This window comes from Allobosea sp. CS1GBMeth4 (genome assembly GCF_900185715.1).
Lineage (GTDB): Bacteria > Pseudomonadota > Alphaproteobacteria > Rhizobiales > Beijerinckiaceae > Allobosea.
Window position 1 is genome coordinate 35,424 of the sequence record NZ_FYAS01000006.1, and the last position, 24,235, is coordinate 59,658.

The following is a 24,235-nucleotide window of genomic DNA, read 5'->3' on the forward strand; positions in this document are numbered from 1 at the left end:
GACCGCCTTGGCGCGGGTCGGCGAGCTGCTCTTCACCGGCGGCATGCGCAAGTCCCGGAAAGACGGCGCTCTACCGATCCGCCCGGGCCACCACGGTGTGCAGCAGCACGTTGAGGCCGGGCTCGAGATCGTCGGGTGTGCACAGTTCCTGGTTGTTGTGGGTGATGCCGTCCTTGCACGGTGCGAAGATCATCGTCGCCGGCGCATGCCGGGCGACGAAATAGGCGTCGTGCCCGGCCTGGCTCAGGATGTCGCGCGTGCGGTAGCCGAGGGCCTGTGAGGTGGCGCGGACCTGCCCGATCAGCTCCTCGGCGAACATATTGCCGCCCCAGCTCCAGACATCGAGGATCTCGGCCGTGCAGCCGGCCCGCGCCGCCGCCTCCTGCACCGCGCGGCGCACCCGCTCGGCCATGACCGCGGCCGTTTCCGGGTCGGCATGGCGGACATCGCAGGTCGCCTGCGCCCAGTCGGAGAGGATGCCGGGCTTGTTCGGCCAAGCCACCAGGCGTGAGGCGGTCGCCTTGCCGCCGCTGCCGGCGTGCTCCCAGCCGAGATCGTCGACCGCGGTCAGCAGGCGCGCCGCGGCGACGAGCGCGTTCCGGCGGCGCTCCATCGGCCAGGGGCCGGTATGGGCGGTCTCGCCGCGGAACTCGACCAGCATGCCGGTGCTGGAAAACCCGCCGGTGACCACGCCGACCTGCATGCCCTCGCGGTCGAGGATCGGCCCCTGCTCGATATGGAATTCGACATAGGCGTCGAACGGATGCGGCGCCGTCGCCATCGTGCCGCGATAGCCGATCCGGTCGAGCTCCTCGCCGATCGTCCTGCCGTCGTCGTCGCGGCGCGCCAGCGCCCAGTCGAGCGCATAGGCGCCGATGAAGCAGCCCGAGCCGACCATGGGCGGCGAGAAGCGCCCGCCCTCCTCATTGGTCCAGTCGACGATCTCCAGCGGCCTCCTGGTGCGGTGGCCGAGCTGGTCGAGCGTGCGGCAGACCTCCAGCGCGCCGAGGACGCCGGCGATGCCGTCGAACCGGCCGCCATTCACCTGCGTGTCGAGATGGCTGCCCATCACCACCGGCGGCAGGCTGTCGTCCTGCCCGGCCCGGCGCGCGAAGATGTTGCCGATCCCGTCGATGCGCACGCTCATCCCAGCCTGCCGGCACCACGCGACGAAGAGATCGCGCACCGCTCTGTCGGCGTCGCCGAGCGCCAGCCGCGACAGCCCGCCCGGCCGGCCGACGCCGATTTCGGCCGAGCGCTCGATCGTCGTCCAGAAGCGCCCGATATCGATGCGCGCGGTCGCTGGCAGGCCCATGGATTCCTCCGGTTGCGCGGCGCGGTGCCGCTTCGCGGGATGACAATCGAGGGGCCGGCCGGGCCCTGGCAAATCGATATTGGTGATGGATCCGCCCGCTCCCGGCGGAGGGCGGCAGCGCGGGTTCCGCCATGCCGCAGCCGGACTCGACCGGCGAGACGCTGCGTCGGCTGACGCGGGATCTGCAGGAAATCGTCCGGATCCGGAGAACGCGACCGATTCCGACGGCATTGACCCTGCTCGGCGCGAAAACCGCTGTCGCTTCCTCGCGGCATGCTCTACGAATATCGTTCGTATACGAACGAGGATCAGCAATGCCGCGACCGAGCCGCGTGGTTGAGGCGACCGAGCCTGCCGAGGAAGCCTATGATCTCGCCGAGCAGGTCGGTTTCATCATGCGCCAGGCGGCGCAGCGCCATGTCTCGATCTTCAACGAGATCATGGGCAACGACCTGACGCCGACGCAATGGGCGGTGCTGGCGCGGCTCTATCAGGATGGTGGCTCCTCGCAGAACCTGCTCGGCCGCCAGACGGCGATGGACGCCGCCACGATCAAGGGCGTGGTCGACCGGCTGCTCAAGCGCAAGCTGGTGCAGACCAAGCCCGACCCCGAGGATGGCCGCCGCGTCATCGTCGAGCTCACCCAGGCCGGCGCCGACTACACCCGCGCGCTCCTGCCCAGGGCGGCGACCGTGACCAAGGTGACGCTGGCGCCGCTCGCGACCAACCAGCGCGCCACGCTGATCGCGCTGCTCAAGCAGCTGCGTTGAGGTCTCGGTCATTGCGAGCGCAGCGAAGCAATCCAGGGGCGGCAGAGCGGACCCTTCTGGCTTGCTTCGTCGCCGGCGCTCCTCGCAATGACGGGTACCTCCGCCGCGCCTACCCGATCACATAGCAGTCGCAGCTCTCCGCCAGAGCCCTCGCCTCCTCGAGGTCGCCCGAGGCGCTGGCATGGATGGCGAACAGCGGATCGCCCACCGCGACGGCATCGCCGAGATGGCGGCGCAGATCGATGCCCGCCGCCTTGTCGAACGGCGCTCCGGCCCGCCGGGCGATGCCGGCGACCGCCCAGCCGTCGATCTCCGTGACCACCCCCGACCTCGGCGCGCGCACCGTATGGACGAGCAGGCCGGGCGCGACCGGCGGCTCGCGCCGGCCCTGCGCATCGATGATCCGCTCGAAGGCGGCCCGCGCCGCGCCGGAGCGCAGCAGCTCCCGGGCCCGCTCGCGCCCGGCCGCGACCGAGCCGAGTGCCGGGTCCCAGGCGAGGATACGGCCGGCGAAGAACAGCGCCTTCTCGACCAGGTCGGCCGGCGCCTGCGGGTCGTTGTCGAGCACCCAGCCGACATCGCGGCATTCCAGCGCCGGGCCGATGCCGCGCCCGATCGGCGCCCTGCCATCGGTCGGGAAGGCCTGCACCACGAGGCCGAGCCCGGCGCCGACGGTCTCGAACAGCTGCGCGAGCTCGGCGGCCTCGGCCTCGCTCTTCAGCTTGGCGCGCGGGCCATAGGGCAGGTCGACGATGACGTGGGTCGAGCCCGCCGTCGCCTTCTTCGACAGGATCGATGCCACCGACCAGCGGTTCGAATCGATGCCGAGCGGCCGGGTGATCGCGTTCATCACGTCGTCGACCACGGAGTGGTTCAGCCGCCCGTTCCAGGCGATCGAGCCGCGCGCGGCCTCGACGCAGGCGCGCAGCTCCTCCGGGTTCAGCTCGACGCGGGCGAGCGCCTCCATCGCATCGGCCGTGCCCGCCGCCGAGGTGATGGCGCGCGAGGAGGTCTTCGGCATCAGGAAGGCGCCGTGCGCCGCGACGATCGGCACGACGATCAGCGTGATCCGGCTGCCGGGAATGCCGCCCATCGAGTGCTTGTCGACGACGATCCTGTCGGGCCAGCTGATCGTCGGGGCGAAGCGGGTGCGCACCCGCGCCAGCGCGACGACCTCCTCGTCGGAGAGCTTCTGCGTCGCCGCGACCAGGAAGGCCGCGACCTCGCCGTCCGGATAGCGCGCCTCGACAATGTCACGGATCAGCGTGTGGTACTGCTCCTCGCTGAGCTCGCCGCCCTGGATCTTGCGCGTCAGCGCGGCGCGGCTCTCCGGCGAGGGCGTGCGCCTGATCGTGACCTCGCTGCCTTCCGGCAGGCCGAGCTCGTCGAAGGCCTCCGCCGAGAGGCCGATCTCGTCGCCGGCGAGCAGCGCGGGCGAATCGACGACCTGCACGTCCGAGCGGATGCTGGCGCTGGAGCATGTTCCCCAAAAGTGGGAACCACTTTTGGGGTCAGACCATGCTCCGGCATTCTGAGTTGGCGCGAATTCTGCTCGTTCAGCCGATTTCGGCTGAACGGAAAGCGCGCCGACGCCCGAAATCTCGATCCGGCCCGGCCCGAGATAGTCGAAGCCGTTGACGATCTCGCCCCTGGCCGGGAGATAGGCGCAATGCGCCCGCCCGGCGAAGAGCGGCAGGCGGCGCAGCCGCATCGTGTTGGCGGCGGCCTCGACCGCGGCGACGAAGCGCTCGATTCCGATCTCGACGCTCTCGTCATTGCAGATCGTCGCCGCCCTGACCCCGTGGGGGCGTGGCTCGACCGTGCGCGACAGCCGCCTTTCGATCGCCTCGCCGCTCTCGCGCCCGCGCCCGGCGATGCGGGCGGCGAGCACGTCGGGCGGCGCGGTGACCTCGACGACGACGAAGCGCGGCAGGCGGGCGGCGAGCGCCGCGATCGTGGCGCGGGAGCCGTTGGCGATGACGTTGCGCCCGGTCTCGACCAGGCGCCTTAGCTCGGCCGGCAGGCCGTAGCGCAGGCCGTGGGCGCCCCAGGTGATCAGGAAATCGCCCTTGGCCTCGCGGGCGGCGAAGGCCTCTTCCGTCGCCGCCTCGTGATCCTCGCCGGGCGAGCCGGCCGGGCGGGTGACGACGCGCCGCGCGAAGACGTAGCGGCCGGTCGGTTCCAGCAGCTTGCGGGCGCCGTCGATCAGCGAGTCCTTGCCGGCCCCGCTCGGGCCGACGACGAGGAAGAAGGTACCGGGCCGCATCTCCGGCTCAGGCTTCGTCGAGGCCGATATCCACCGCCGGCGCCGACTGGGTGATCTTGCTGGTCGAGATGTAGTCGACGCCGGTCCGGGCGATCGGGCCGATCGTGTCGATGGTGATGCCGCCGGAGGCCTCGACTTTGGCGCGGCCGGCGATCAGGCCGACGGCCTCGGTCATGTCGGCGACCGACATGTTGTCGAGCATGATCACGTCGGCGCCGGCCCTGGCGGCTTCCTCGACCTGGCCGAGATTGTCGCACTCGACCTCGAGCTTGGTCAGCACCGGCAGCTTCCTGCGGGCGCGCTCGACCGCGGCGGTGATGCTGCCGCAGACGGCGATGTGGTTGTCCTTGATCATCACGCCATTGTCGAGGCCGAGGCGGTGGTTGAGGCCGCCGCCGCAGCTCACCGCGTGCTTCTCCATCATCCGCAGGCCGGGCGTGGTCTTGCGGGTGTCGATCAGGCGCGCCTTCGTCCCGGCGATGGCGGCGGCGTAGCGCGCCGTTTCGTTGGCGATGCCGGAGAGGCGCTGGGCGATGTTGAGCGCGGTGCGCTCGGCGGTGAGCACGCTGCGGGCGGCGCCCTCGATCTCGATCAGGATCGCGCCCTTCTCGACCCTGTCGCCGTCCTTGACGCGCAGGGTCACCTTGAGCTCGGGATCGTAGCGCTTGAACACCCGGGCCGCGACCTCGATGCCGGCGACGATCATCGGCTCGCGGGCGTTCATCTGGAACCGGCCGGTCTCGCCGGGCTCGATCATCACCTGGACGGTGAGGTCGCAGGCGCCGATGTCCTCGATCAGCCAGTGGTCGATCAGGCGGTCCGTGGCGAAGCTGTCATACATCGAAGGCTCTCACTTCCGCCTCGGCGGTTCGAAATATGTTTGTATGCAAACAATAGCAGCGAGAAAATTCGGCTGTCAATGCGCCATCGAGGCCGTGCGTGCAACCGGCAATCGCGTCATGCGCAGGTCATCTGCGGCGCGTAGAATAGCCGTCCGAAGCGGCGCTCGATAATCTTGCATGCAAGAATCCGTGCCCTCGCCTCGGCTCGGGCCAGCGGCGCCCGGGGGGCGGGCAGATCCGTGGCCCGGCCTCGGTCTGGCGGGCGCCGCTGCGCCTCCGCCGTCTTGACTCGGGATGGCAGGCGCGCCAGTATCGTTTGTACACAAACAAAACGAATTGCCCGCTCCGCGGCGAGGATCAAGCATGGCGCTGGACGAAGCGAGCCCGGTCGCGGACGACAAGATCCGCTGCGATGCCTGCCCGGTGATGTGCTTCATCAAGCCGGGCGCCGTCGGCGCCTGCGACCGCTACGGCAATGTCGCCGGCGAACTGGTGCGGATGGAGCCGCATATCGTGCTCGAGCGCACGCTGGCGCATGGCGGCGAGGTCGTTCCCTTCGCCGGTGCTCGCGAATGGGACGGCGAGATCGTGCATCAGCCGGGCACCTTCATCACCGCGATCGGCGCCGGCACCACCTATCCCGACTACAAGCCGGCGCCGTTCATCGTCTCGTCCGAGGTCGACGGCGTCGACATGGTCACCGTCGTGACCGAGGGCATCTTCAGCTATTGCGGCGTCAAGGTGAAGATCGACACCGACCGCTTCCTCGGCCCCGAGCAGGCGACGGTGCGCGTCGAGGGCGAGGCGATCGGCCACGTCACCACCGGCGAATACGGCTCCCAGATGCTCTCGCTCGGCGGCGTCCATCATCTCACCGGCGGCTCGAAGAAGGAGGGGCGCGTCACCTGCGACGCGCTGCTCCAGCTCAGCAACGGCAAGGCGGTCGAACTCGTGATCGACGGCGGCGAGACCGTGATCGTGCAGGCCGGCAAGCCGCCGATCGTCAACGGCATTCCCGAGAGCCGCATGCGCGTCGGCTGCGGCTCGGCGACGATCGGCATCTTCGCCAAGCAATGGCACGGCAAGGTCGACGAGGTCGTGGTCGTCGACGACCACATCACCGGCGTGCTCTCCGAGCACCAGGCCGGCAAGCTGCTCGGCATGCCGGCGACCGGCATCAAGCTGAAGGGCCGTCGCTCGACGCCGGGCCGCTATTTCCAGGTGGCGCAGCCCGGCACCGGCTGGGGCGGCACCAATATCAGCGACCCGCTCACGATTCTCGGGCCCTTCGACCCCAAGGTCGCCTGGCCCGGGCTGCGCCTGCTGATGGTTTCGACCACCGGCGAGCACGCCGCCTATTACGAGCTCGACGAGGCCCTCCTGCCGGTCGAGCGCGCGATGCCGCAGCCGCTGGTCGAGCCGGTCGAGCGCATCGCCGAGAATTGCGAGCCGGCGCTCTCGACCGTGCTGTTCGTCGGCGGCGCCGGCGGTTCGTTGCGCGCCGGCGTCACCGAGAACCCGGTCCGGCTGACCCGCTCGGTCAAGGACGCGCTGACCTATGTCAGCTGCGGCGGCGCGCCGGTCTATATCTGGCCGGGCGGCGGCATCACCTTCATGGTCGATGTCACGCGTCTGCCCGAGAACGCCTTCGGCTATGTGCCGACGCCGGCGCTGGTCGCGCCGCTCGAATTCACCATGACCAAAGCCGACTATGAGGCGCTCGGCGGCCATATGGACGCGATCCAGCCGCTGGCGGCGCTGAAGGGCGGCGGCCGCCTGCGCCTGCCGCAGCGCCCGGACAACCCCTGGCCGCTGGCGCCGGAGCCGCCGCGCCGCTCGCTGGGGTAGGGCGATGTCGGTCATGCACGGAAGCTCACCCGTCATTCCGGGGCAGGCCGCAGGCCTGAGCCCGGAACCCATGACCACAATCTTTCCGTCATGGTCGGGCTTGTCCCGACTATCCACGCCTTCGCTGGTCGAGTGGGGTGCTCGGGATGTGGATGCTCGCCACAAGGGCGAGCATGACGAGCTGGAACGGTGTCGTATTCATGGGTTCCGGGCTCTTCGCTGCGCGAAGCCCCGGAAAGACGCTACAGTTCCGCGCCTGCATGGCGAGGCCTAGCGATGCGCTTCGAGGCCCCTTCCGCGCGGGTACTGCCGGATGGCCGGCGCCTGCTGTTGCAGCAGGGGCCGATCGACCTCGTCATCGAGGCCGTCGGCGAGCCGGACGCGGTCAAGGCCGCGCGTGAGGCCGCCATCCGACGCTTCGACGGCCTGCTGGCCGAGCTCTGCGGCGAGCTGCCCCTGCTGCGTAGGCCGGTCAGCCGGACGAGCCCGGTTCCGCTCGGCCAGGTCGCCCGGCGCATGCATGCGGCGGTCGGCCCCTTCGCCACCAGCGGCTTCATCACGCCGATGGCCGCCGTCGCCGGCGCGGTGGCGCAGGAGATCCTCGGCGTGATGAGCCGGGCCGCGCCGCTCCGGCGCGCCTATGTCAACAATGGCGGCGACATCGCCCTGTATCTGTCTGCCGGCGAGCAGTTCCGCATCGGGCTGATGAAACGGCCCGACCGGCCGGAATTCTTCGCCACGGCGACGATCCGGCCTGAGGACGGCGTCGCCGGCATCGCGACCTCCGGCTATCCCGGCCGCAGCTTCTCGCTCGGGATCGCCGAGGCTGTGACGGTGCTGGCGCCCACCGCCGCCATGGCCGATGCCGCCGCGACCGTGATCGCCAATGCGATCGACCTGCCCGGCCACCCGGCGGTCGAGCGCCTGCCGGCCAGCGCGATCCAGAGCGACAGCGATCTCGGCGAGCGGCTGGTCACCCGCGAGGTCGGTCCGCTGACACCGGACGAAATCGAAACCGCGCTCGCGGCCGGCCTCGCCGAGGCGGAGCGCCTGCGCGAAGCCGGCCTGATCGTCTCGGCCGCCATGCATCTCCAGGGCGTGAGCCGCGCGCTGGAGAGCCCTATGATTTTTCAAGAAAAGCCTGAGAGGAGACTGGCCCGTGCCTGAGATCGCCGTCCGAAAATACGCCGTGACCGTGGAGGAGATCTTCCATGAGGGCGGCCCGGCCGCTTCGGTGCCGCTGAAGCGCGGCGCGGCGCTGGCCGTGATCGCCAACCCCTATGCCGGCCGTTATGTCGAGGACATCCAGGGCTTCATGGATGATCTCAAGCCCTTCGGTCTGCAGATGGCGCAGCGCCTGCTCGCGGCGATGGGCGGCGACGCCAGGGCGATCCAGGGCTACGGCAAGGGTGCCATCGTCGGCGCCGCCGGCGAGCTCGAGCACGGCGCGCTCTGGCATGTGCCGGGCGGCTACGCCATGCGCGAGCTGCTCGGCGACGCCAAGGCGATCGTGCCCTCGACCAAGAAGGTCGGCGGGCCCGGCACGCGGCTCGACATCCCCGTCACCCATGTCAACGCGTCTTACGTCCGCAGCCATTTCGACGCCTTCGAGATCGGCATCGCCGATGCGCCCAGGGCCGACGAATTGCTGCTCGCGCTGGTGATGACGACGGGCCCCCGCATCCATGCCCGCGTCGGCGGCCTCAAGGCGAGCGAGATCAAGGGCGAGGACGGCCTGCGATGAAAGCGAGGATCCGCAAGATCGTCACCGTCCTCGACGAGACCCATAGCGAGCTCGGCCGCACCGTCTCGCCGCCGATCAGGCGCGCCGCCGCGGTCGCCGTGATCGCCAACCCCTTCGCCGGCAGCTATCAGGACGACCTCTCCGAGCTGATCGAGATCGGCGAGGAGCTCGGCGGCCTGCTCGGTCGCCATGCGCTCGCCGCGCTCGGCATCGACGGCGAGGCGGTCCAGGGCTATGGCAAGGCCGCCGCCGTCGGCGAGGACGGCGAGCTCGAGCACGCCGCCGCGATCCTGCATCCCAAGCTCGGCGCGCCCCTGCGCAAGCTGCTGGGCAAGGCGCCGGCGCTGATCCCGTCCTCGAAGAAGCGCGGCTCGCTCGGCGTCGTGCTCGACATTCCGCTCGGCCACAAGGCGGCGGCCTATGTCCGCAGCCATTTCGACGGCATGGAGGTCAGGGTCTCGGATGCCCCCCGCGCCGGCGAGATCGTCGTCGCGGTGGCGCTGACGAGCGGCGGCCGGCCCCTGCCGCGCGTCGGCGGGCTCACCCATGCCGAGGCGAAGGGCGAGGACGGGCTGCGATAAGATTCTTATTGCTCCGACCATGACGAGAAGGCGCGGGGAATCCTTCTCCCGTGTGGATTCCTCTGCGAAACACGGCTCGCTCGAGCTCCGCCCTTCCCCCTTGCGGGGAAGGGTATGGGGATGGGGGGCGAATGACGGGGTGACCGGCGAATTGCAGCAGCGAAACGGCACGATTGGCGTCCAATTCGCTCTGGCTTTGCGCCCCCCACCCCTACCCCTCCCCACCAGGGGGAGGGGCTTCCAGCGCCTTTCCAGCTTTCGCAGAGGAGTCCGTGTGGAAGAAGGGCAAGGATGAGGGCCTGCCTACGCGCAGAATGCGCAGCGGCAGCCGCTTCGCCCCAACAATCCGCGGCGGTCCCTCACCCCTGCCCCTCTCCCATCCGGGAGAGGGATTCTGCGTTGCGAGTCCGCGCCCTACCGTGCAGCCTTCCGCGCTCTAGAGCCGGATCCGATCAGATTGGATCAATCTGACCGGTGAATCCGTCTCTCACTTTTAGCTTGGAGACCGTTTTACCGATCAGCTTGCGGTGCACGCCGATCGGAACGGGCTCTAGCCACCGCCGCCTCGATCCCCTCCCAGGCCGGCTTCTCCGGCGCGAAGCGCCCGCGCAGATAGGCCGTCAGCTCGGCGAGCTGCCGGTCGTCGAGGGCCGTCGCGAAGGAGGGCATCGAGCCGATGCCGTGCTGGCCGCCTTCGAGCAGCATGTTGACGAGGTTGGTCGGCCGCGCCGCGTGCAGCTTCGTCGACAGGCCGAGCGCCGGGCCCGCATTGACGAGCGGGACGGCACGGCCGGTCTCGTGGCAGGCGGCGCAGGCGCCCTCGTAGAGGCGCGCGATCGCCGACGTCGCCGGGTTGGCGGCGGAGGCCGTCATCGCGTCGATGCGCATCGCCCGCCCGGCGGCGTCGGCCTCCGGCAGCTGTTCGCTCAGCGAGGCCAGGTAGACGGCCATCGCCCGGATATCGGCGTCGGGCAACTCCTTCAGCTCGGCGATCACCGACGCCATCGGCCCGGAAGCGTTGCCGTGACGAGGCGAGCTGCCGTTGCGCAGATAGGCGTAGAGCCCGGCCTCGCTCCAGGGCATCGGGCCGGCCGCGCGCCCGGCGAGCGCCGGCGCCTCCCAGCCCTCCGCCTCGCCCCCGGCGAGATAGGCGCTGCCGCCCTTTTCGGCGCCGAGCGCGTTGCGGGGCGTATGGCAGGCGCCGCAATGGCCGAGCCCGTCGACCAGATAGCGCCCGCGATTCCATTGGGCCGAGCGCGTGGGCTCGGGCGTCGGCACGCTCCCGCGGTTGAACAGCAGGTTCCAGCCGGCCATCAGCGGGCGCAGGTTGAAGGGGAAGGTCAGCCGGCTCGGCTCGTTCTCGCGGCGCACCGCCGGCTGCGACATCAGGAAGGCGTAGAGTGCCTGCAGGTCGGCCTCGCTCGCCCTGGCGAAGCTCGGATAGGGGAAGGCCGGATAGAGATGGCGGCCGTCGCGGTTCAGCCCGGCGCGCATCGCCCGTTCGAAGGCGGCATAGGACCAGCCGCCGATGCCGGTCTCCGGATCGGGCGTGATGTTGGTGGTCGTCACCGTGCCGAACGGCGTCTCCAGGGCGAGGCCGCCGGCATAGGGCACGCCGTTCCTGGCCGTGTGGCAGCTGGCGCAGGCGCCGAGCGCCGCCAGCTGCCGGCCGCGCTCGATCGTCGCCGCCGACCAGGCCGAGGGGTCCGGCCGGGCGACGGGCGCGATCGAAGGTGCGATCGCGAGCGAGACCGCGGCGAAGCTCGCGGCGCCAGCCAGGGCCGCGCCGAGCCTGCTCCACCAGGGCAGGCGTCTTGCCGGCTCGCGGGCCGGCGGTTTCGGCAGCGCGGTGCCGTTGAGGCCGGCGAGCACCCGCTCCGGCGTCAGCGGCAATTCGCGGAAGCGCACCCCGGTCGCATCAAAGACGGCGTTCACGATGGCGGCCGCGCTGGGAACGGAAGCCGACTCGCCCGCGCCCATCGGCGGCAGATGCTGGCGGTCCATCAGCATGACGTCGATCGCGGGCAGTTCCGGGAAGGTCAGCACCGGATAGGAGCCCCAGTCGCGGCTGGCGACGGCGGTCGTCTGCGAGAAGGTCACCTCCTCGCGCAGCACCCGGCTGGTCGATTGCAGCACATTGCCGTGGATCTGGTGCGTCACCCCGGCGGGGTTGACCATCATGCCGGTGTCCTGGCCGACGGTGACCCGGCTGACCGTGACCTCCCCCGTCGTGCGGTTGACCGCGACATCGGCGACCCAGGCCGCCCAGGCCGCGCCGACCCCCGGCCAGCTGCCATGGACATAGCGCGCCTGGGCGAAGCCGCGGCCGCGCAGCATTTCGCCGTCCTGCTCCATGCGCGGGCCGACATGCGGCTGCCAGTTCGCCCGCTCGGCCGTCGCCCGCACCAGCTCGGCGGCGCGCTCGTCATTGATGTGGCGCAGGCGGAATTCGACCGGATCGACCCCGGCCTCGTGCGCGAGCTCGTCGATATAGCTCTCATGGGCGAACACGTTCGGCATCGCCGAGACGCCGCGCAGCCAGGACGCCCGCACGATCGGCGGCATGTCATAGGCCGTCAGCCGCATGTTTTCGTAAGTGTAGGACGGCACCGCGGTGCGGTCGCCCATTCTGAGCGTCGCCGGCTGGTTCGGGACGCGCCCGGTCAGCAGCAGCGCCAGGGTCGGCGCGGCGTTGGACGGGTACCAGGTGTGGAAATCGTAGGCTTTCAGCGCGCCGCCCGGCCCGAGCCCGCCCTTGATCTCGATCAGCTGGGCCGCGCCCTTCGGCTCCCAGAGATGCTCCTGCTCTCGGGTGAGCTGGACGCGGACCGGCGCACCGACCGCGCGCGAGAGCAGCACGGCGTCGGCGACGACGTCGTCGGCGCAGTTGCGGCCATAGCAGCCCGCGGCCTCGAAGCGGATCACGTCGATCCGCTCCTTCGGCAGGCCGGTCAGCACGGCGAGATCGCTCTGCAGCGGATAGGGGTTCTGGCTGCCGGTCCAGACGGTGATGCCGTCCTCGCGCACATCGGCGACGGCGCAGGACGGGCCGAGCGAGCCGTGCATGTGGTAGGGCCAGACATAAGTTCGGTCGAGCCGCCTCTCCAGGCTCTCCAGCGCGCCGTCGACATCGCCCTCCTCGGCGAGCAGGCGCGGCGTCGAGGGGTGCGCGCGCAGCGCCTGGCCGAGATCGGAGAGGTCTGGCGGCGTGAACGCGCGCCATTGCGTCTTGAGCTTCAGCGCAGCTTCCGCCGCCTGCTCCTCGCGCTCGGCGACGATGCCGATGAAATCGCCCTCGACCACGATCGCGCGGATGCCGGGCACGTCTGCGATCGAATCGCGCTCGACGCCGAGCAAGCTCCTGCCGACGAAATCGCCGGCGTCCATGCCGGCATAGGGCGGGCGGACCACCCGTCCGTGCAGCATGCCGGGAACGCGGACATCATGGACGTAGGCGAAGCTGCCGGTGACCTTGGCCGGGATGTCGACCCGGGCGACCGAGCGGCCGACCAGTCTGTGCCGCTCCGCCTGCTTGAACTCGGCGCTCTCCGCCAGCGGCAGCAGGATGCGTTCGTTGGCGAGCAGCGTCGCGAGCCCGATCGCGGGGGCGGTCTCGCCCTTGCGCGCGATCACGCCGTCCTCGAGCGCGAGCTCGTCCTCGTCGCAGCTCAGCGCCGCGGCCGCGAGCGCGATCAGCCTGGCCCGGATCTGCGTCGCCGCGATCCGCATCGCGACCGAGGTGACCTGGATCGTCTCGCTGGCGATGGTCGGGCCCTGGTCCGGCGTATCGGCGGTGTCGCCGAGCACCATCTCGACGGCGCCGAAGGGAAAATCGAGCTCCTCCGCCACCATCTGCGCCAGCGCGGTGCGGATGCCGGTGCCGAGGTCGACATGGCCGCTGAAGGCGAGGACGCGGCCTTCCGCCGTCAGGCAGACATGCAGATCGAGCCCGTCCTCGGATGTGGCGTCGGCGGCCGCGCCCTTGCGCGGCGCCACCACGGCGATGACCCCGGCGCGCTTCAGCAGCGTTTTGCGTGAGAGCGGCTCGCTCATGGCGCCGCCATGTCCCGCCGCCTGCGCTCGGCTGCGAGCAGCACCGCCCTGACGATCTCGACATGGGTGCCGCAACGGCAGAGATTGTGCCGCAGCGCCTCGCGCACCTCCGCCTCGCTCGGGTCGGGCCTGGCGTCGAGGAAGGCCTTCGCCGCCATCACCATGCCGGAGATGCAATAGCCGCACTGCGCCGCCTGCGCGTCGATGAAGGCCTGCTGCAGCGGGTGCGGCGCTTCGACGCTGCCCAGCCCCTCCAGCGTGACGATGTCGCGTCCTTCCGCCAGCCTGACCGGCAGGGCGCAGGCGCGCGCCGGCTGTCCGTCGACCAGCACCGTGCAGGCGCCGCATTCGCCGAGGCCGCAGCCGAATTTCGGGCTGTTGAGCGAAAGGTCGTTGCGCAGGAAGAACAGCAGCGGCGTCCGGGCTTCGCCCTCGACCTCATGGCTCGCGCCGTTGACGCGAAGCGTAAAGCGCTTCGTCGTCCTCATGGCTCGCCCAGGCAGGGCGAAGCGCGTCTGATCGTGCTGATCGTCACGGCCACCGAGATCGTTCGTATACGAATGAGAATAGTGACAAACCGGAGCGCGCCGCAAGCGGGATTTCCAAGTGCCCGTCATGCTCGGGCTTGACCCGAGCATGACGGGCCGGTGGGGCTCCAGCCTGCGGCTTCTCGTCCTGAGATTCCCGGGACTGCGCTGCGCTCCGCCCGGGAATGACGGCTAGGCCAGGTTCAGTGCTGGACCGACGGAAGCTTCTCCGCCGGCGGCGTGTTGCGGCTGATGCCGCTGCGCACGATGCCGTCGATCACGATCATGCCGATGCCCGGCAGGTCGCCGAGCTGGATCGAGTCGAGGAAGTTCGTCCCGGCGGAATGCTGGGCCTTGTCCATGAAGACGAAGTCGGCTGAGCGGCCGACCTCGATCAGCCCGCAATCGAGGCTGCGCATGCGGGCGGTGTTGCCGGTGGCGAAGCAGAAGGCGATCTCCGCCGGGACGTCGCCGAGCGAGGACAGCATCGAGACCATGCGGATGATGCCGAGCGGCTGCACGCCGGAGCCGGCCGGCCCGTCCGTCCCCAGGATGACGCGCTGCAGCTCGCCCATCTCGCGGGCGACGCGCAGCGTGTAGAGCGCGGCGCGCTCATTGCCGTTATGGACCAGTTCGAGCCCGCGCTTGCAGCCTTCGCAGATGCAGCGGATCTCCTTGTCCGGCAGAGCGGTGTGGCCGCCATTGATGTGGCCGACCACGTCGGTGTCGGCCTCCAGCACCACGTCGGCGCCGATCAGCCCGGAGCCCGGGATCGAGGGGCCGCCGGTGTGGATGGTCGACTGGATGCCGTATTTCCGCGCCCAGGCCACCATCTCCTTCGCCCGCGCCCCGTCCTTGACCCCGCCCAGGCCGACCTCGCCGAGCAGCTTCACGCCGGCGTCGGCGAGGTCCTTGAAGTCCTGCTCGACCATGCCGGGCTCGATCACCGGCGCGCCGGCATGGATCTTGACCCCGCCGGGGCGGAAGGCGGTGAAGGCGCGCTGCGCGTAGATGGCCATCGCCTTCAGCCCGACAATGTCCTTGGGCCGGCCGGGCGTGTGCACCTCGCCGGCCGAGATCATGGTGGTGACGCCGCCATGCATGGTCGAGTCGATCCAGCCGAGCTGGTTCTGGCGCGGCGTCCAGTCGCCGGCGACCGGGTGGACATGGCTGTCGATCAGCCCGGGCGAGAGCACCGTGCCGTTGGCGTCGATGACGGTGCCAGCGCCTTCGGCGTCGAGATCCTTGAAACGGCCGACAGCGGCGATCCGGCCGCCGATCGCGACGAGGGTGTCGGCGTCCAGGATCGGGCGCTCGATGTCGCCGGAGAGCATCAGGCCGATATTCTTCACCACCAGCTTGTGGGTGCTGCTGACCGTCGCCGCCTGCTGTTCAGCCATCGTATCCGCCCTGTCGCCCGTTGCTGGAAATCCGCCGCCATCCTCATCGCCGCAAGCCCGATTGACAAGCGTGGCGGGAAGCGCCATATCGTTTGTATACGAATGAATTTCTGCCTTGTCCGAACCCGGCTGTCAAGCAGCGAGGATCGCGCATGCCTTACGCCGTCACGAGCGCCTGCATCCGCTGCAAATACATGGATTGCGTCGAGGTCTGCCCGGTCGACTGCTTCTATGAGGGCGAGAACATGCTGGTCATCCATCCGGACGAGTGCATCGACTGCGGCGTCTGCGAGCCCGAATGCCCGGCCGAGGCGATCGTCGCCGACGGCGCCGACGGGGCAGAGCCCTGGCTGGTGCTGAATGCGCGCCTGGCGCCGCTCTGGCCGAACATCACCCGGAAGGGCGAGCCGCCGGCCGATGCCGACGATTGGAAGGGAATACCGGACAAGATCGCCCTGCTTTCCGAACGCCCGGCATTGTGATATCTGGCGGCCGGCATCCGATAATCTACTTTTCGCTAGACTATCTGAGGATCGACGAGATGAGCAATTTCTACGAAGAGCGCGTGCTCTCCGTCCATCACTGGACCGATACGCTCTTCAGCTTCACGACGACCCGCGATCAGAGCTTCCGCTTCAAGAACGGCCAGTTCACCATGATCGGGATCAAGGTCGGCGAGAAGCCGCTCCTGCGCGCCTACAGCGTGGTCAGCACCAATTACGACGAGAACCTCGAGTTCTTCTCGATCAAGGTTCCTGACGGCCCGCTCACCTCGCGCCTGCAGAATCTCCAGGTCGGCGACCCGATCATCATCGGCAAGAAGGCGACGGGCACGCTGGTGCTCGACAACCTCAAGGACGGCAGGCGGCTGTTCCTGCTCGGCACCGGCACGGGGCTGGCGCCCTTCCTGTCGCTGATCCGCGATCCCGAGACCTATGAGCGCTACGAGAAGGTCGTGCTCGTGCATGGCTGCCGCCAGGTCGCCGAGCTCGCCTATGGCGAGCGCATCACCAAGGACCTGCCGAACGACGAATTCCTCGGCGAGATGATCCGCAACCAGCTCGTCTACTACCCGACCGTGACGCGCGAGCCCTTCCGCAATCGCGGCCGCATCACCGACCTGATCACCTCGGGCCAGCTCTTCAGCGATCTCGACCTCGCGCCGTTCGATGCCGAGGGAGACCGTTTCATGCTCTGCGGCAGCCCGCAGATGCTGGTCGACCTCAAGCGGATCTTCGACGAGCGCGGTCTCGCGGAGGGCAACCAGGGCGAGCCCGGCGACTACGTCATCGAAAAGGCCTTCGTCGAGCGCTGAGGCGTAAGACTGCGCTTTCCGTCAGTGCGAGGAGCGTAGCGACGAAGCAGTCCAGGGGCCGTCGGGCGAGCCCCGCCTGGATCGCTTCGCTGCGCTCGCGATGACGGCGTTGAGCTTTGCCGAACGCATCGCGGCCTGCTACCTGTCCGGCACATCACCGCAAGCGACGAGCAGTGCCATGACCGACACCCTGCCAGACCGGCTCTCCGCCAATCCGAACAGCCCCTATTACAACGAGGAGCTGCTGGCGAAGGACATCGGTGTCCGCTTCAAGGGCGTCGACAAGACCAATGTCGAGGAATACTGCGTCAGCGAGGGCTGGGTCCGCCTCACCGCCGGCAATGCCAAGGACCGCCACGGCAATCCGATGACGGTGAAGCTCAAGGGCACGGTCGAGCCCTATTTCCGCAATGCCGAGTGAGGAGGCATCCCCATCGTCATTCCCGGGCAGGCCGTAGGCCTGAGCCCGGATTCCATGAACGCGACGCCGGCTTCATTGGAGGGCGGAGTGCGCGGGGGATCATCTTCGGCCTGTCGTGTTCATGGATTCCGGGCTCGCCGCTGCGCGGCGCCCCGGAAAGACGGTGCGGCCGCGGCCGCTAACCCAGCTGCTTGTAGAAGAAGGTCGAGCCGCAGTCGCGCCCGTCCGGCATCAGCGCATAGCGCGGGATGGTGCCGAGCTCGGTCCAGCCCAGGCGATTGTAGAGGCGCCGCGCCGCCCCCGCCTCGTCGGTGTCCAGCACGAGGAGGTCGCGCCCCAGCGCCAGCGCGGCGGCCTCCGCCGCGCGCATCAGCGCTTCGCCGATGCCGCGCCGCCGGGCCCGCGAATGCACCAGCACCTTGGCGATCTCGGCCCGGTGCGGCTGGTTCGGCTTGCCGACCGGATGGAGCTGCGCCGTGCCGACGATGCCGCTCCGGTCGCGGGCGATGAAGAGCAGGATGCGCCCGGCAGCGACCTCCGCTGCGACGTCGCGCCAGAAGCGCTCGAGATCGGCGGCGCTGTTCCAGTCCATGAAGCCGACCGAAGCGCCGTTGGCCACGGCGTCGCGCAGGATCTCCGTCAGGGCCGGGATCGCAGCCCTCGCTTCCTCGCCGTCGAGCCGTTCGATCGCCGTCATGCCCGTCTCCGTCATCGCTCAGTCTCCCGATCGCCGCTCTGGCGGTCCGTTCCATTAAGCAAGATTTATTCCATCATAGTGGATAGCGGTGGCGCGGTCTCGCGCGGCGATGCCACCACACCCTTGGCGCAGGGGGCGCGCACTGCTATGGCGCGCGCATGAGCACCCGCAGCTTCGACAATATCCGCAACTTCTCGATCGTGGCGCATATCGACCACGGCAAGTCGACCCTCGCCGACCGGCTGATCCAGCAGACCGGCACGGTCGCCGCGCGCGACATGAGCGACCAGATCCTCGACTCGATGGATATCGAGAAGGAGCGCGGCATCACCATCAAGGCGCAGACCGTCCGGCTCGACTACCGCGCCAAGGACGGCAAGGACTACATCCTGAACCTGATGGACACGCCCGGGCACGTCGACTTCGCCTACGAGGTCTCGCGCTCGCTGGCGGCCTGCGAGGGCTCGCTGCTCGTCGTCGACGCCTCGCAGGGGGTGGAGGCGCAGACGCTCGCCAATGTCTACCAGGCGCTCGACGCCAATCACGAGATCGTCACGGTCCTCAACAAGATCGACCTGCCGGCCGCCGATCCCGAGCGGATCAAGCAGCAGATCGAGGACGTGATCGGCCTGGACGCCTCCGAGGCCGTGCCGATCTCGGCCAAGACCGGCCTCAACATCGAGGGCGTGCTCGAAGCGATCGTCGCGAAGCTGCCGGCGCCGAAGGGCGATGCCGAGGCGCCGCTCAAGGCGATGCTGGTCGATTCCTGGTACGACGCCTATCTCGGCGTCGTCGTGCTCGTGCGCATCATCGACGGCGTGCTGAAGAAGGGCATGACCATCCGCATGATGCGCGCCAACGCCAGCTACGGCGTCGATCGCGTCGGCGTGTTCAAGCCGAAGATGCTCGAGGTCAAGGAGCTCGGCCCCGGCGAGGTCGGCTTCTTCACCGCCTCGATCAAGGAGGTCGCCGACACCGCCGTCGGCGACACCATCACCGACGACAGGAAGCCGATCGCCGAGCCGCTGCCGGGCTTCAAGCCGGTGCAGCCTGTGGTGTTCTGCGGCATCTTCCCGGTCGACGCCGCCGATTTCGAGCTGCTGCGCGGCGCCATGGCGAAGCTGCGCCTCAACGACGCCAGCTTCTCCTACGAGATGGAGACCTCGGCCGCGCTCGGCTTCGGCTTCCGCTGCGGCTTCCTCGGCCTGCTGCATCTCGAGATCATCCAGGAGCGGCTGGAGCGCGAGTTCAACCTCAACCTGATCTCGACCGCGCCGTCGGTCGTCTACCATCTGCGCTTGCGCGACGGCACCGTGCTCGAACTGCACAACCCGGCCGACATGCCGGATGTGATGAAGATCGAGGCGATCGAGGAGCCCTGGATTCGCGCCACCATCTTCACGCCGGACGACTATCTCGGCTCGGTGCTGAAGCTCTGCCAGGACCGCCGCGGATTGCAGATCGATCTCGGCTATGTCGGCTCGCGCGCCAAGGTCGTCTACGACCTGCCGCTCAACGAGGTGGTGTTCGATTTCTACGACAGGCTGAAATCGATTTCGAAGGGCTACGCTTCCTTCGACTACCAGATCACCGATTATCGCGAGGGCGACCTCGTGCGCATGTCGATCCTGGTCAATGCCGAGCCGGTCGACGCGCTCTCCATGCTGGTCCACCGCACCAGGGCCGAGGCGCGCGGCCGCGCCATGTGCGAGAAGCTCAAGGAGCTGATCCCGCCGCACATGTTCCAGATTCCCGTCCAGGCCGCGATCGGCGGCAAGATCATCGCCCGCGAGACGATCCGGGCGCTGCGCAAGGACGTCACCGCCAAATGCTATGGCGGCGACGCCACCCGCAAGCGCAAGCTTCTGGAGAAGCAGAAGGAAGGCAAGAAGAAGATGCGGCAGTTCGGCAAGGTCGAGATCCCGCAGGAAGCCTTCATCGCCGCCCTCAAGATGGACAGCTGAGCGAAAGCGCGTCGGGCTCGTTACCGTGCGTTAGCCATTGTCGGCTAGGCTGCCCGGCATGCTTCGGCCGCGCGCAAAGCCCGATCCGCTTCACCCGAGCACGCGGCGCGAGCTCGTCGGCCTGCTCTATACGGCCTTTCCGCAGGTCGCAGCGATCACCTTGACCTCGGTGATCGGCGCGGTCGTGCTCGCAGCGGCGAGCGGCGACCCCGGCTATGCCGCGATCAGCCTCCTGATCGCGCTCACGGCGGGTGTGCGGCTGCTGAAATTGCGTCGCTTTCCGCGTGGACAGGCGTTGTCCGACGAGGCCGTGATCGCGTGGGAGCGGGCCTATGGGCTCTGCTCCAGCCTGTTCGCCGTGGCGCTGGGGGCGCTGTCCTTCCGTGCCCTGCAGCTCGGCGACGGCCCCGGCGCCTGGATCGCCTTCGGCCTCGCCATGTCCTTCTGCGTCGGCATGGTCTCGCGCGCCGCGGTCCGTCCCTGGATCGTGCTGCTCACCGGCGCCTGCCTGCTGGCGCCGATCGTCGTCGCCGGCTTCATGCGGCCCGAGCTGCCCTACCGGGTCGGCGCCGCGATGCTGCTGTTCTTCTGGGTGACGATGCGGGAGGCCTCGCGCCATCTCAGCACGGCCTTCATCGAGCGGCTGGACGCCAAGCGGGCGCTCGCCCACCAGGCGCATCACGATTTCCTGACCGGCCTGCCCAACCGCGCCGCCTTCCTCGCCGAGCTCGACCGGCTGCGGGACGCCGCGAACGGTTTTGCGCTCGTCGCCGTCGATCTCGACCGCTTCAAGCCCGTGAACGATCAGTGCGGGCACCACGCCGGCGACGAGGTGCTGCGCCAGGTCGCCGGCCGGCTGCGGACGCTGACGCGCGCCGGCGGCTTCCCGGCGCGGCTGGGCGGCGACGAGTTCATGCTGCTGCTGCCCTTCGGCACGCCGCAGGCCGAGGCCGATGCCGCGATGCTGCTCGCCCGGCGCGCCGTGGCGAGCCTCGCCAAGCCCTTCGATCTCGACGAGTTCTCGGTCACCATCGGCGCCAGTGCCGGCATTCTCCTGGTCGATGGCGGCGACGCCCGCGATGGCCTCTCGCTGGTCGAGCAGGTCGACCGCGCCCTCTACGCCGCCAAGCAGGCGGGGGGTGGCCGCTGGGCCTGGGCGAGCGTCGCCGACGGCCCTCCGAACGGACCGTCGGACCGGCGCGCCGCCTGAAGCATGGTCCGAGCGACCGGGCCGACGCCGCGGCCCGGATGCGCTCTTGGAGCCGGATCCGATCAGATTGAATCAATCTGATCGGTAAAACGGTCTCTAGAGATTCGCGCCGAGCGCCCGCAGCTGCGCCCTGAGGTCGATCGGCTCGACGAAATGGACGGCCTCCATGCCGACGGAGCGCGCGGCGTCGACGTTCCTGGCGCTGTCGTCGACGAAGATGCAGTCCTGCGCCGCGAGTCCGTAACGCCGCAGCAGCACCTGGTAGATCGCTGGATCCGGCTTGAGCAGCCGCTCATGCGCCGAGACGATCACCCCGTCGAAGCTCTGCAGGAAGGGGAAGCGGATCAGGCATTCCGCCCATTTCTCGCGCGAGAAATTGGTGATGGCGAAGACCTGCTCGCCCCTCGCCTTGAGCTCCGCCAGAGTCGCGACGCTGTCCTCGATCGTCGCCGGCACCGTCTCGTGCCAGCGCTCGTCATAGGCGCGGATCTCGGCTTCCCATTCGGGATGCGCCGCGACCAGGATCGCCACCGCCTCCGCCCATGGCCGGCCGCGATCCTGCTCGATGTTCCAGGCGGCGGTGCAGACGTTCTTCAGGAACCAGTCGCGCTTCGCCTCGTCGGGAATGAGCGACCGGTAGAGATGGAAAGGGTCCCAGCGCAGCAGGACATTGCCGACATCGAACACGACCTTGCGATTCTCGGGCAAGACAGGCTTCTCCATTCCTCTGCTGCGACCCGGCCGACGCGACTCACGTCCTTGTGCGCGGCCGTGCGTAACCTTCGCAGCGATTCTGGCGTATTCGCGTAAGCGATCGACAGCAAGGCAGAGCTCATGACTTCGGCAGGACCAGGCGGCTATTGGCCGTGGAACGATCGGCAGGGGCGCTTCTCCGCGCTACGCGCCGGCTGCTTCGCGCTCGTGCTCGTCCCGGCCCTGATCCTCGCTCTTCAGGCCTGGACCCATCAGCTCGGCTCCAAGCCCTGGACGCAGGCCGTGCACGACACCGGCACCTGGGCCCTGCGCATCCTTGTCCTGACCCTGGCGGTGACGCCGCTGCGCCGCATCCTCGACTGGAACAGGCTGATCGGCATCCGGCGCATGCTCGGCCTGTCGGTGCTCGCCTACGGCCTCGGTCATCTTTCGCTCTACTGCATCGATCTCGCCTTCGATTGGGGGCTGATCCTCTCCGAGATCGTCAAGCGCGTCTATCTCGTCGTCGGCATCACCGCGCTCATCGGCCTCGTCGCGCTCGGCATCACCTCGACCGACGGCATGATCCGCCGCCTCGGCTCGGCCCGCTGGCAGCGCCTGCACAACCTCGTCTACCCGATCGCCTGCCTCGGCCTGTTCCATTTCGCGCTGCAGTCGAAGATCGACGTCACCCAGCCGGTGCTGCTCGCCGGCCTGTTCGCGCTGCTGATGGCCTATCGCGGGCTCAACCGGCTCGGCATCCCCCTGGGCTTCGGCTCCCTGGCGCTGACCGCGCTCGCGGCCGGCCTCGCCACCGCCCTGGCGGAAACCGCGTGGTACGCCTTCGCGACGGGGGCTTCCGCCTGGCTGATCTTCCAGGCCAATGCCGATATCGTCGTCTATCAGGACTGGACGGCGCTGCGGCCCGGCCATTGGGTCGCGCTCGTCGGGCTCGCCCTCGCCGTTCTGCATCTCATCCGCAGGCCGGAGCCGAGGCCGTCAGGGCTGCGTCGCCATGCGCGGGCTTGACCCGCGGCCCTCGAACGCTTCGGCCCGGCCATATCCGCCAGGGTCGCCGAGCTTGCGCTCGCCAAGCGGATGCGCAAGGCGCGCGCACTGGCGGCGTGCTCTGCCGGCATGCGAAGAAGAGGCGGCCGCGAGCTTCCGATGACGCGCGCGAGCCTTGCAGCGGGCCGCCGGAACAAGCGCCCGGTACCGACCGAGGTCAGTCCGGTGGATCGTCGAAGTCGATCAATGTGCCGGCCTCGGTCGAGAGCCGGAGCCAGCGAACGACGTCCCGCAGCGCGGCCAGACGGGAGCGCCCGGCGGTCCGGGCAGCCTTGTAGATCGCCGATTGACGATGGGCGGAGGTCCCGCGCGCGCAGATCACCTCCTGGATATGCCTGATCTCGTTTTCGCAGCCGAGCGCGGCCGCGTCTGCGGCGACGAGATCCAGCATGCTCGACACCTCCTGTCGGAACGGCTTCGCCTCGCCGCTCTCGGGCTCGAGGAATGTGCCGTCGCTGCCGTACCGCAATGCACGCCAGAGGTTCTCGTCGATCAGCGCCCGGTCGGTCGAGCTCAGTCCGTTCTCGCTCTGGTCGTTCAGGCATAGATGCCGGACGAGACAGCGATAGAGCGAGGCGATGGCGAGCGTATCGTCCACACAGGTGCAGCAATCGCTGACGCGCAATTCAAGTGTCGGGTGCCTCAGCGAAGGTCGCAGATACCACCAGACATAGCTCGCATCCGGTATGATCCCTCCCTGCACCAGCGTCGCGACATAGGCCTCGTACTCGTCCATCGATCGAAACGGCTCCGGCAGGCCCGACCGGGGCAGCATCCGGTTGAGCGCGGTTCGATAGCTCTTCAGGCCGCTGTCCTCGCCCTCCCAGAAGGGCGAGGAGGTCGAGAGCGCCAGCAGCACCGGCAGATAGCGGATCATGCGGTACATGATCTCGACGCGGCGCTGCCGGTCCGGCACCTCGACATGGACGTGCAGGCCGGACACCGCGTTCGACAGGCCGATCAGCTTGAGATCGGCGATCACCCTCTCATAGCGCCGCTTGCGCGTGCGCTGCAGCTGGTGCCGCCGCGCGAACGGATGGGTTCCCGCGGCAATGATCCCGAAGCCGAACTCGCCGGCGATCTCGGCGATGCCGCGCCTGTAGGAGACGAGGTCCTCCCGCGCCTCCCGGACCGAAACATGCGGCCGTGTCGCGATCTCCACCTGGCATTGGAGCAGCTCGGTCATGACGTGCTCGCCGAACCGGCGCGCCAGAGCCTTGAACAGCCCCGAAGGAAGCTCCCGCGCGATGCCGCCATGCTTGCGATCGACGACGAAATATTCCTCTTCGATGCCAAAACTATAGGTCGGCCCGTCCGCCGGAGGGCGAGAAGCCGGGCTCTCGGTTTCCGCGTCTTCGGCGGTCTCCAGGGTCATCGCGATCTCGGCAGGCTTGCTTCGTGCCCCAGCCACTCGCTGGAAACTCCACAACTCGCCGGTCGTGTCCTCGTTCCGCCGGGGCGCAGGTCGCGCTGACGGATTGGGGGGATCGCCCTCCGGGCACCGCGCCACATCTGTGGCCG

At 69.1% G+C, this 24,235-nt stretch carries 20 protein-coding genes; 11 read left to right on the forward strand and 9 right to left on the reverse strand.

Annotated elements, in window-relative coordinates; translation table 11 throughout:
- Window positions 1-70 precede the first annotated feature (70 nt).
- Window positions 71-1,315, reverse strand: coding sequence for a Zn-dependent hydrolase (locus CS1GBM4_RS02850; RefSeq protein WP_186417178.1), 1,245 nt, complete (start codon window positions 1,313-1,315; stop codon window positions 71-73).
- Window positions 1,316-1,629: 314 nt separating this feature from the next.
- On the opposite strand from CS1GBM4_RS02850, the gene CS1GBM4_RS02855 reads away from it, so the two are divergent.
- Complete coding sequence (locus tag CS1GBM4_RS02855; protein ID WP_186417179.1) at window positions 1,630-2,085, forward strand: MarR family transcriptional regulator; 456 nt, start codon at window positions 1,630-1,632, stop codon at window positions 2,083-2,085.
- Window positions 2,086-2,194: 109 nt separating this feature from the next.
- Here the strand turns inward: CS1GBM4_RS02855 and phnN are convergent, their stop codons facing one another.
- Window positions 2,195-4,351, reverse strand: a complete 2,157-nt coding sequence (phnN, locus tag CS1GBM4_RS02860) for a phosphonate metabolism protein/1,5-bisphosphokinase (PRPP-forming) PhnN (protein ID WP_210201518.1) — start codon at window positions 4,349-4,351, stop codon at window positions 2,195-2,197.
- Window positions 4,352-4,358: 7 nt separating this feature from the next.
- On the reverse strand, window positions 4,359-5,192 hold the full coding sequence (gene nadC, locus CS1GBM4_RS02870; protein ID WP_186417180.1) for a carboxylating nicotinate-nucleotide diphosphorylase: 834 nt from the start codon (window positions 5,190-5,192) through the stop codon (window positions 4,359-4,361).
- A 364-nt stretch (window positions 5,193-5,556) separates the two neighbouring features.
- On the opposite strand from nadC, the gene CS1GBM4_RS02875 reads away from it, so the two are divergent.
- From CS1GBM4_RS02875 to CS1GBM4_RS02890, 4 genes are all read left to right on the forward strand, one after another.
- Entirely contained in the window at window positions 5,557-7,041 is a 1,485-nt protein-coding gene (locus tag CS1GBM4_RS02875) for a 6-hydroxynicotinate reductase (RefSeq protein ID WP_186417181.1), read from the forward strand.
- Between the two features lie 276 nt (window positions 7,042-7,317).
- On the forward strand, window positions 7,318-8,208 hold the full coding sequence (locus CS1GBM4_RS02880) for a UPF0280 family protein (RefSeq protein ID WP_186417182.1): 891 nt from the start codon (window positions 7,318-7,320) through the stop codon (window positions 8,206-8,208).
- Complete coding sequence (locus CS1GBM4_RS02885) at window positions 8,201-8,785, forward strand: amino acid synthesis family protein (protein ID WP_186417183.1); 585 nt, start codon at window positions 8,201-8,203, stop codon at window positions 8,783-8,785. Before CS1GBM4_RS02880 ends, CS1GBM4_RS02885 begins: the two co-directional genes overlap by 8 nt.
- A complete protein-coding gene (locus CS1GBM4_RS02890) occupies window positions 8,782-9,366 on the forward strand; it encodes an amino acid synthesis family protein (RefSeq protein WP_186417184.1) in 585 nt (194 codons plus the stop codon). Before CS1GBM4_RS02885 ends, CS1GBM4_RS02890 begins: the two co-directional genes overlap by 4 nt.
- A gap of 510 nt (window positions 9,367-9,876) precedes the next feature.
- Here the strand turns inward: CS1GBM4_RS02890 and CS1GBM4_RS02895 are convergent.
- From CS1GBM4_RS02895 to CS1GBM4_RS02905, 3 genes are all read right to left on the reverse strand, one after another.
- Window positions 9,877-13,419, reverse strand: a complete 3,543-nt coding sequence (locus CS1GBM4_RS02895; RefSeq protein WP_186417185.1) for a molybdopterin cofactor-binding domain-containing protein — start codon at window positions 13,417-13,419, stop codon at window positions 9,877-9,879.
- The gene (locus CS1GBM4_RS02900; protein ID WP_186417186.1) at window positions 13,416-13,907 is read right to left on the reverse strand and encodes a (2Fe-2S)-binding protein; all 492 of its coding nucleotides are present in this window, start codon (window positions 13,905-13,907) and stop codon (window positions 13,416-13,418) included. The genes CS1GBM4_RS02895 and CS1GBM4_RS02900 overlap by 4 nt, the downstream gene beginning before the upstream one ends.
- A gap of 242 nt (window positions 13,908-14,149) precedes the next feature.
- Window positions 14,150-15,346 (reverse strand): amidohydrolase family protein, encoded by a 1,197-nt coding sequence (locus CS1GBM4_RS02905; protein ID WP_186417187.1) that lies wholly within the window; start codon window positions 15,344-15,346, stop codon window positions 14,150-14,152.
- Between the two features lie 152 nt (window positions 15,347-15,498).
- On the opposite strand from CS1GBM4_RS02905, the gene fdxA reads away from it, so the two are divergent.
- The 3 genes from fdxA (at window position 15,499) to CS1GBM4_RS02920 (ending at window position 17,082) form a co-directional block, all read left to right on the forward strand.
- A complete protein-coding gene (fdxA, locus tag CS1GBM4_RS02910) occupies window positions 15,499-15,828 on the forward strand; it encodes a ferredoxin FdxA (RefSeq protein WP_186417188.1) in 330 nt (109 codons plus the stop codon).
- A 59-nt stretch (window positions 15,829-15,887) separates the two neighbouring features.
- Complete coding sequence (locus CS1GBM4_RS02915; RefSeq protein ID WP_186417189.1) at window positions 15,888-16,661, forward strand: ferredoxin--NADP reductase; 774 nt, start codon at window positions 15,888-15,890, stop codon at window positions 16,659-16,661.
- A gap of 178 nt (window positions 16,662-16,839) precedes the next feature.
- On the forward strand, window positions 16,840-17,082 hold the full coding sequence (locus tag CS1GBM4_RS02920; protein ID WP_186417190.1) for a DUF3297 family protein: 243 nt from the start codon (window positions 16,840-16,842) through the stop codon (window positions 17,080-17,082).
- A gap of 178 nt (window positions 17,083-17,260) precedes the next feature.
- Here CS1GBM4_RS02920 and CS1GBM4_RS02925 read toward each other — a convergent pair whose 3' ends face one another.
- On the reverse strand, window positions 17,261-17,779 hold the full coding sequence (locus CS1GBM4_RS02925; protein ID WP_186417191.1) for a GNAT family N-acetyltransferase: 519 nt from the start codon (window positions 17,777-17,779) through the stop codon (window positions 17,261-17,263).
- A 158-nt stretch (window positions 17,780-17,937) separates the two neighbouring features.
- Between CS1GBM4_RS02925 and lepA the strand changes: the two genes are divergently transcribed.
- Window positions 17,938-19,743 (forward strand): translation elongation factor 4, encoded by a 1,806-nt coding sequence (gene lepA / locus CS1GBM4_RS02930; RefSeq protein ID WP_186417192.1) that lies wholly within the window; start codon window positions 17,938-17,940, stop codon window positions 19,741-19,743.
- A gap of 58 nt (window positions 19,744-19,801) precedes the next feature.
- On the forward strand, window positions 19,802-20,953 hold the full coding sequence (locus CS1GBM4_RS02935; protein WP_186417193.1) for a GGDEF domain-containing protein: 1,152 nt from the start codon (window positions 19,802-19,804) through the stop codon (window positions 20,951-20,953).
- 96 nt (window positions 20,954-21,049) lie between these two features.
- Here CS1GBM4_RS02935 and CS1GBM4_RS02940 read toward each other — a convergent pair whose 3' ends face one another.
- Window positions 21,050-21,661 carry an HAD family phosphatase gene (locus tag CS1GBM4_RS02940; protein WP_244607012.1) on the reverse strand — a complete coding sequence of 204 codons (612 nt, stop codon included), beginning with the start codon at window positions 21,659-21,661 and terminating at the stop codon, window positions 21,050-21,052.
- A gap of 126 nt (window positions 21,662-21,787) precedes the next feature.
- On the opposite strand from CS1GBM4_RS02940, the gene CS1GBM4_RS02945 reads away from it, so the two are divergent.
- Window positions 21,788-22,675 (forward strand): protein-methionine-sulfoxide reductase heme-binding subunit MsrQ, encoded by an 888-nt coding sequence (locus CS1GBM4_RS02945; RefSeq protein ID WP_186417195.1) that lies wholly within the window; start codon window positions 21,788-21,790, stop codon window positions 22,673-22,675.
- A gap of 196 nt (window positions 22,676-22,871) precedes the next feature.
- On the opposite strand, the gene CS1GBM4_RS02950 is transcribed toward CS1GBM4_RS02945, so the two are convergent.
- Window positions 22,872-24,089, reverse strand: coding sequence for a carboxylate-amine ligase (locus CS1GBM4_RS02950; protein ID WP_186417196.1), 1,218 nt, complete (start codon window positions 24,087-24,089; stop codon window positions 22,872-22,874).
- Window positions 24,090-24,235: the final 146 nt, after the last annotated feature.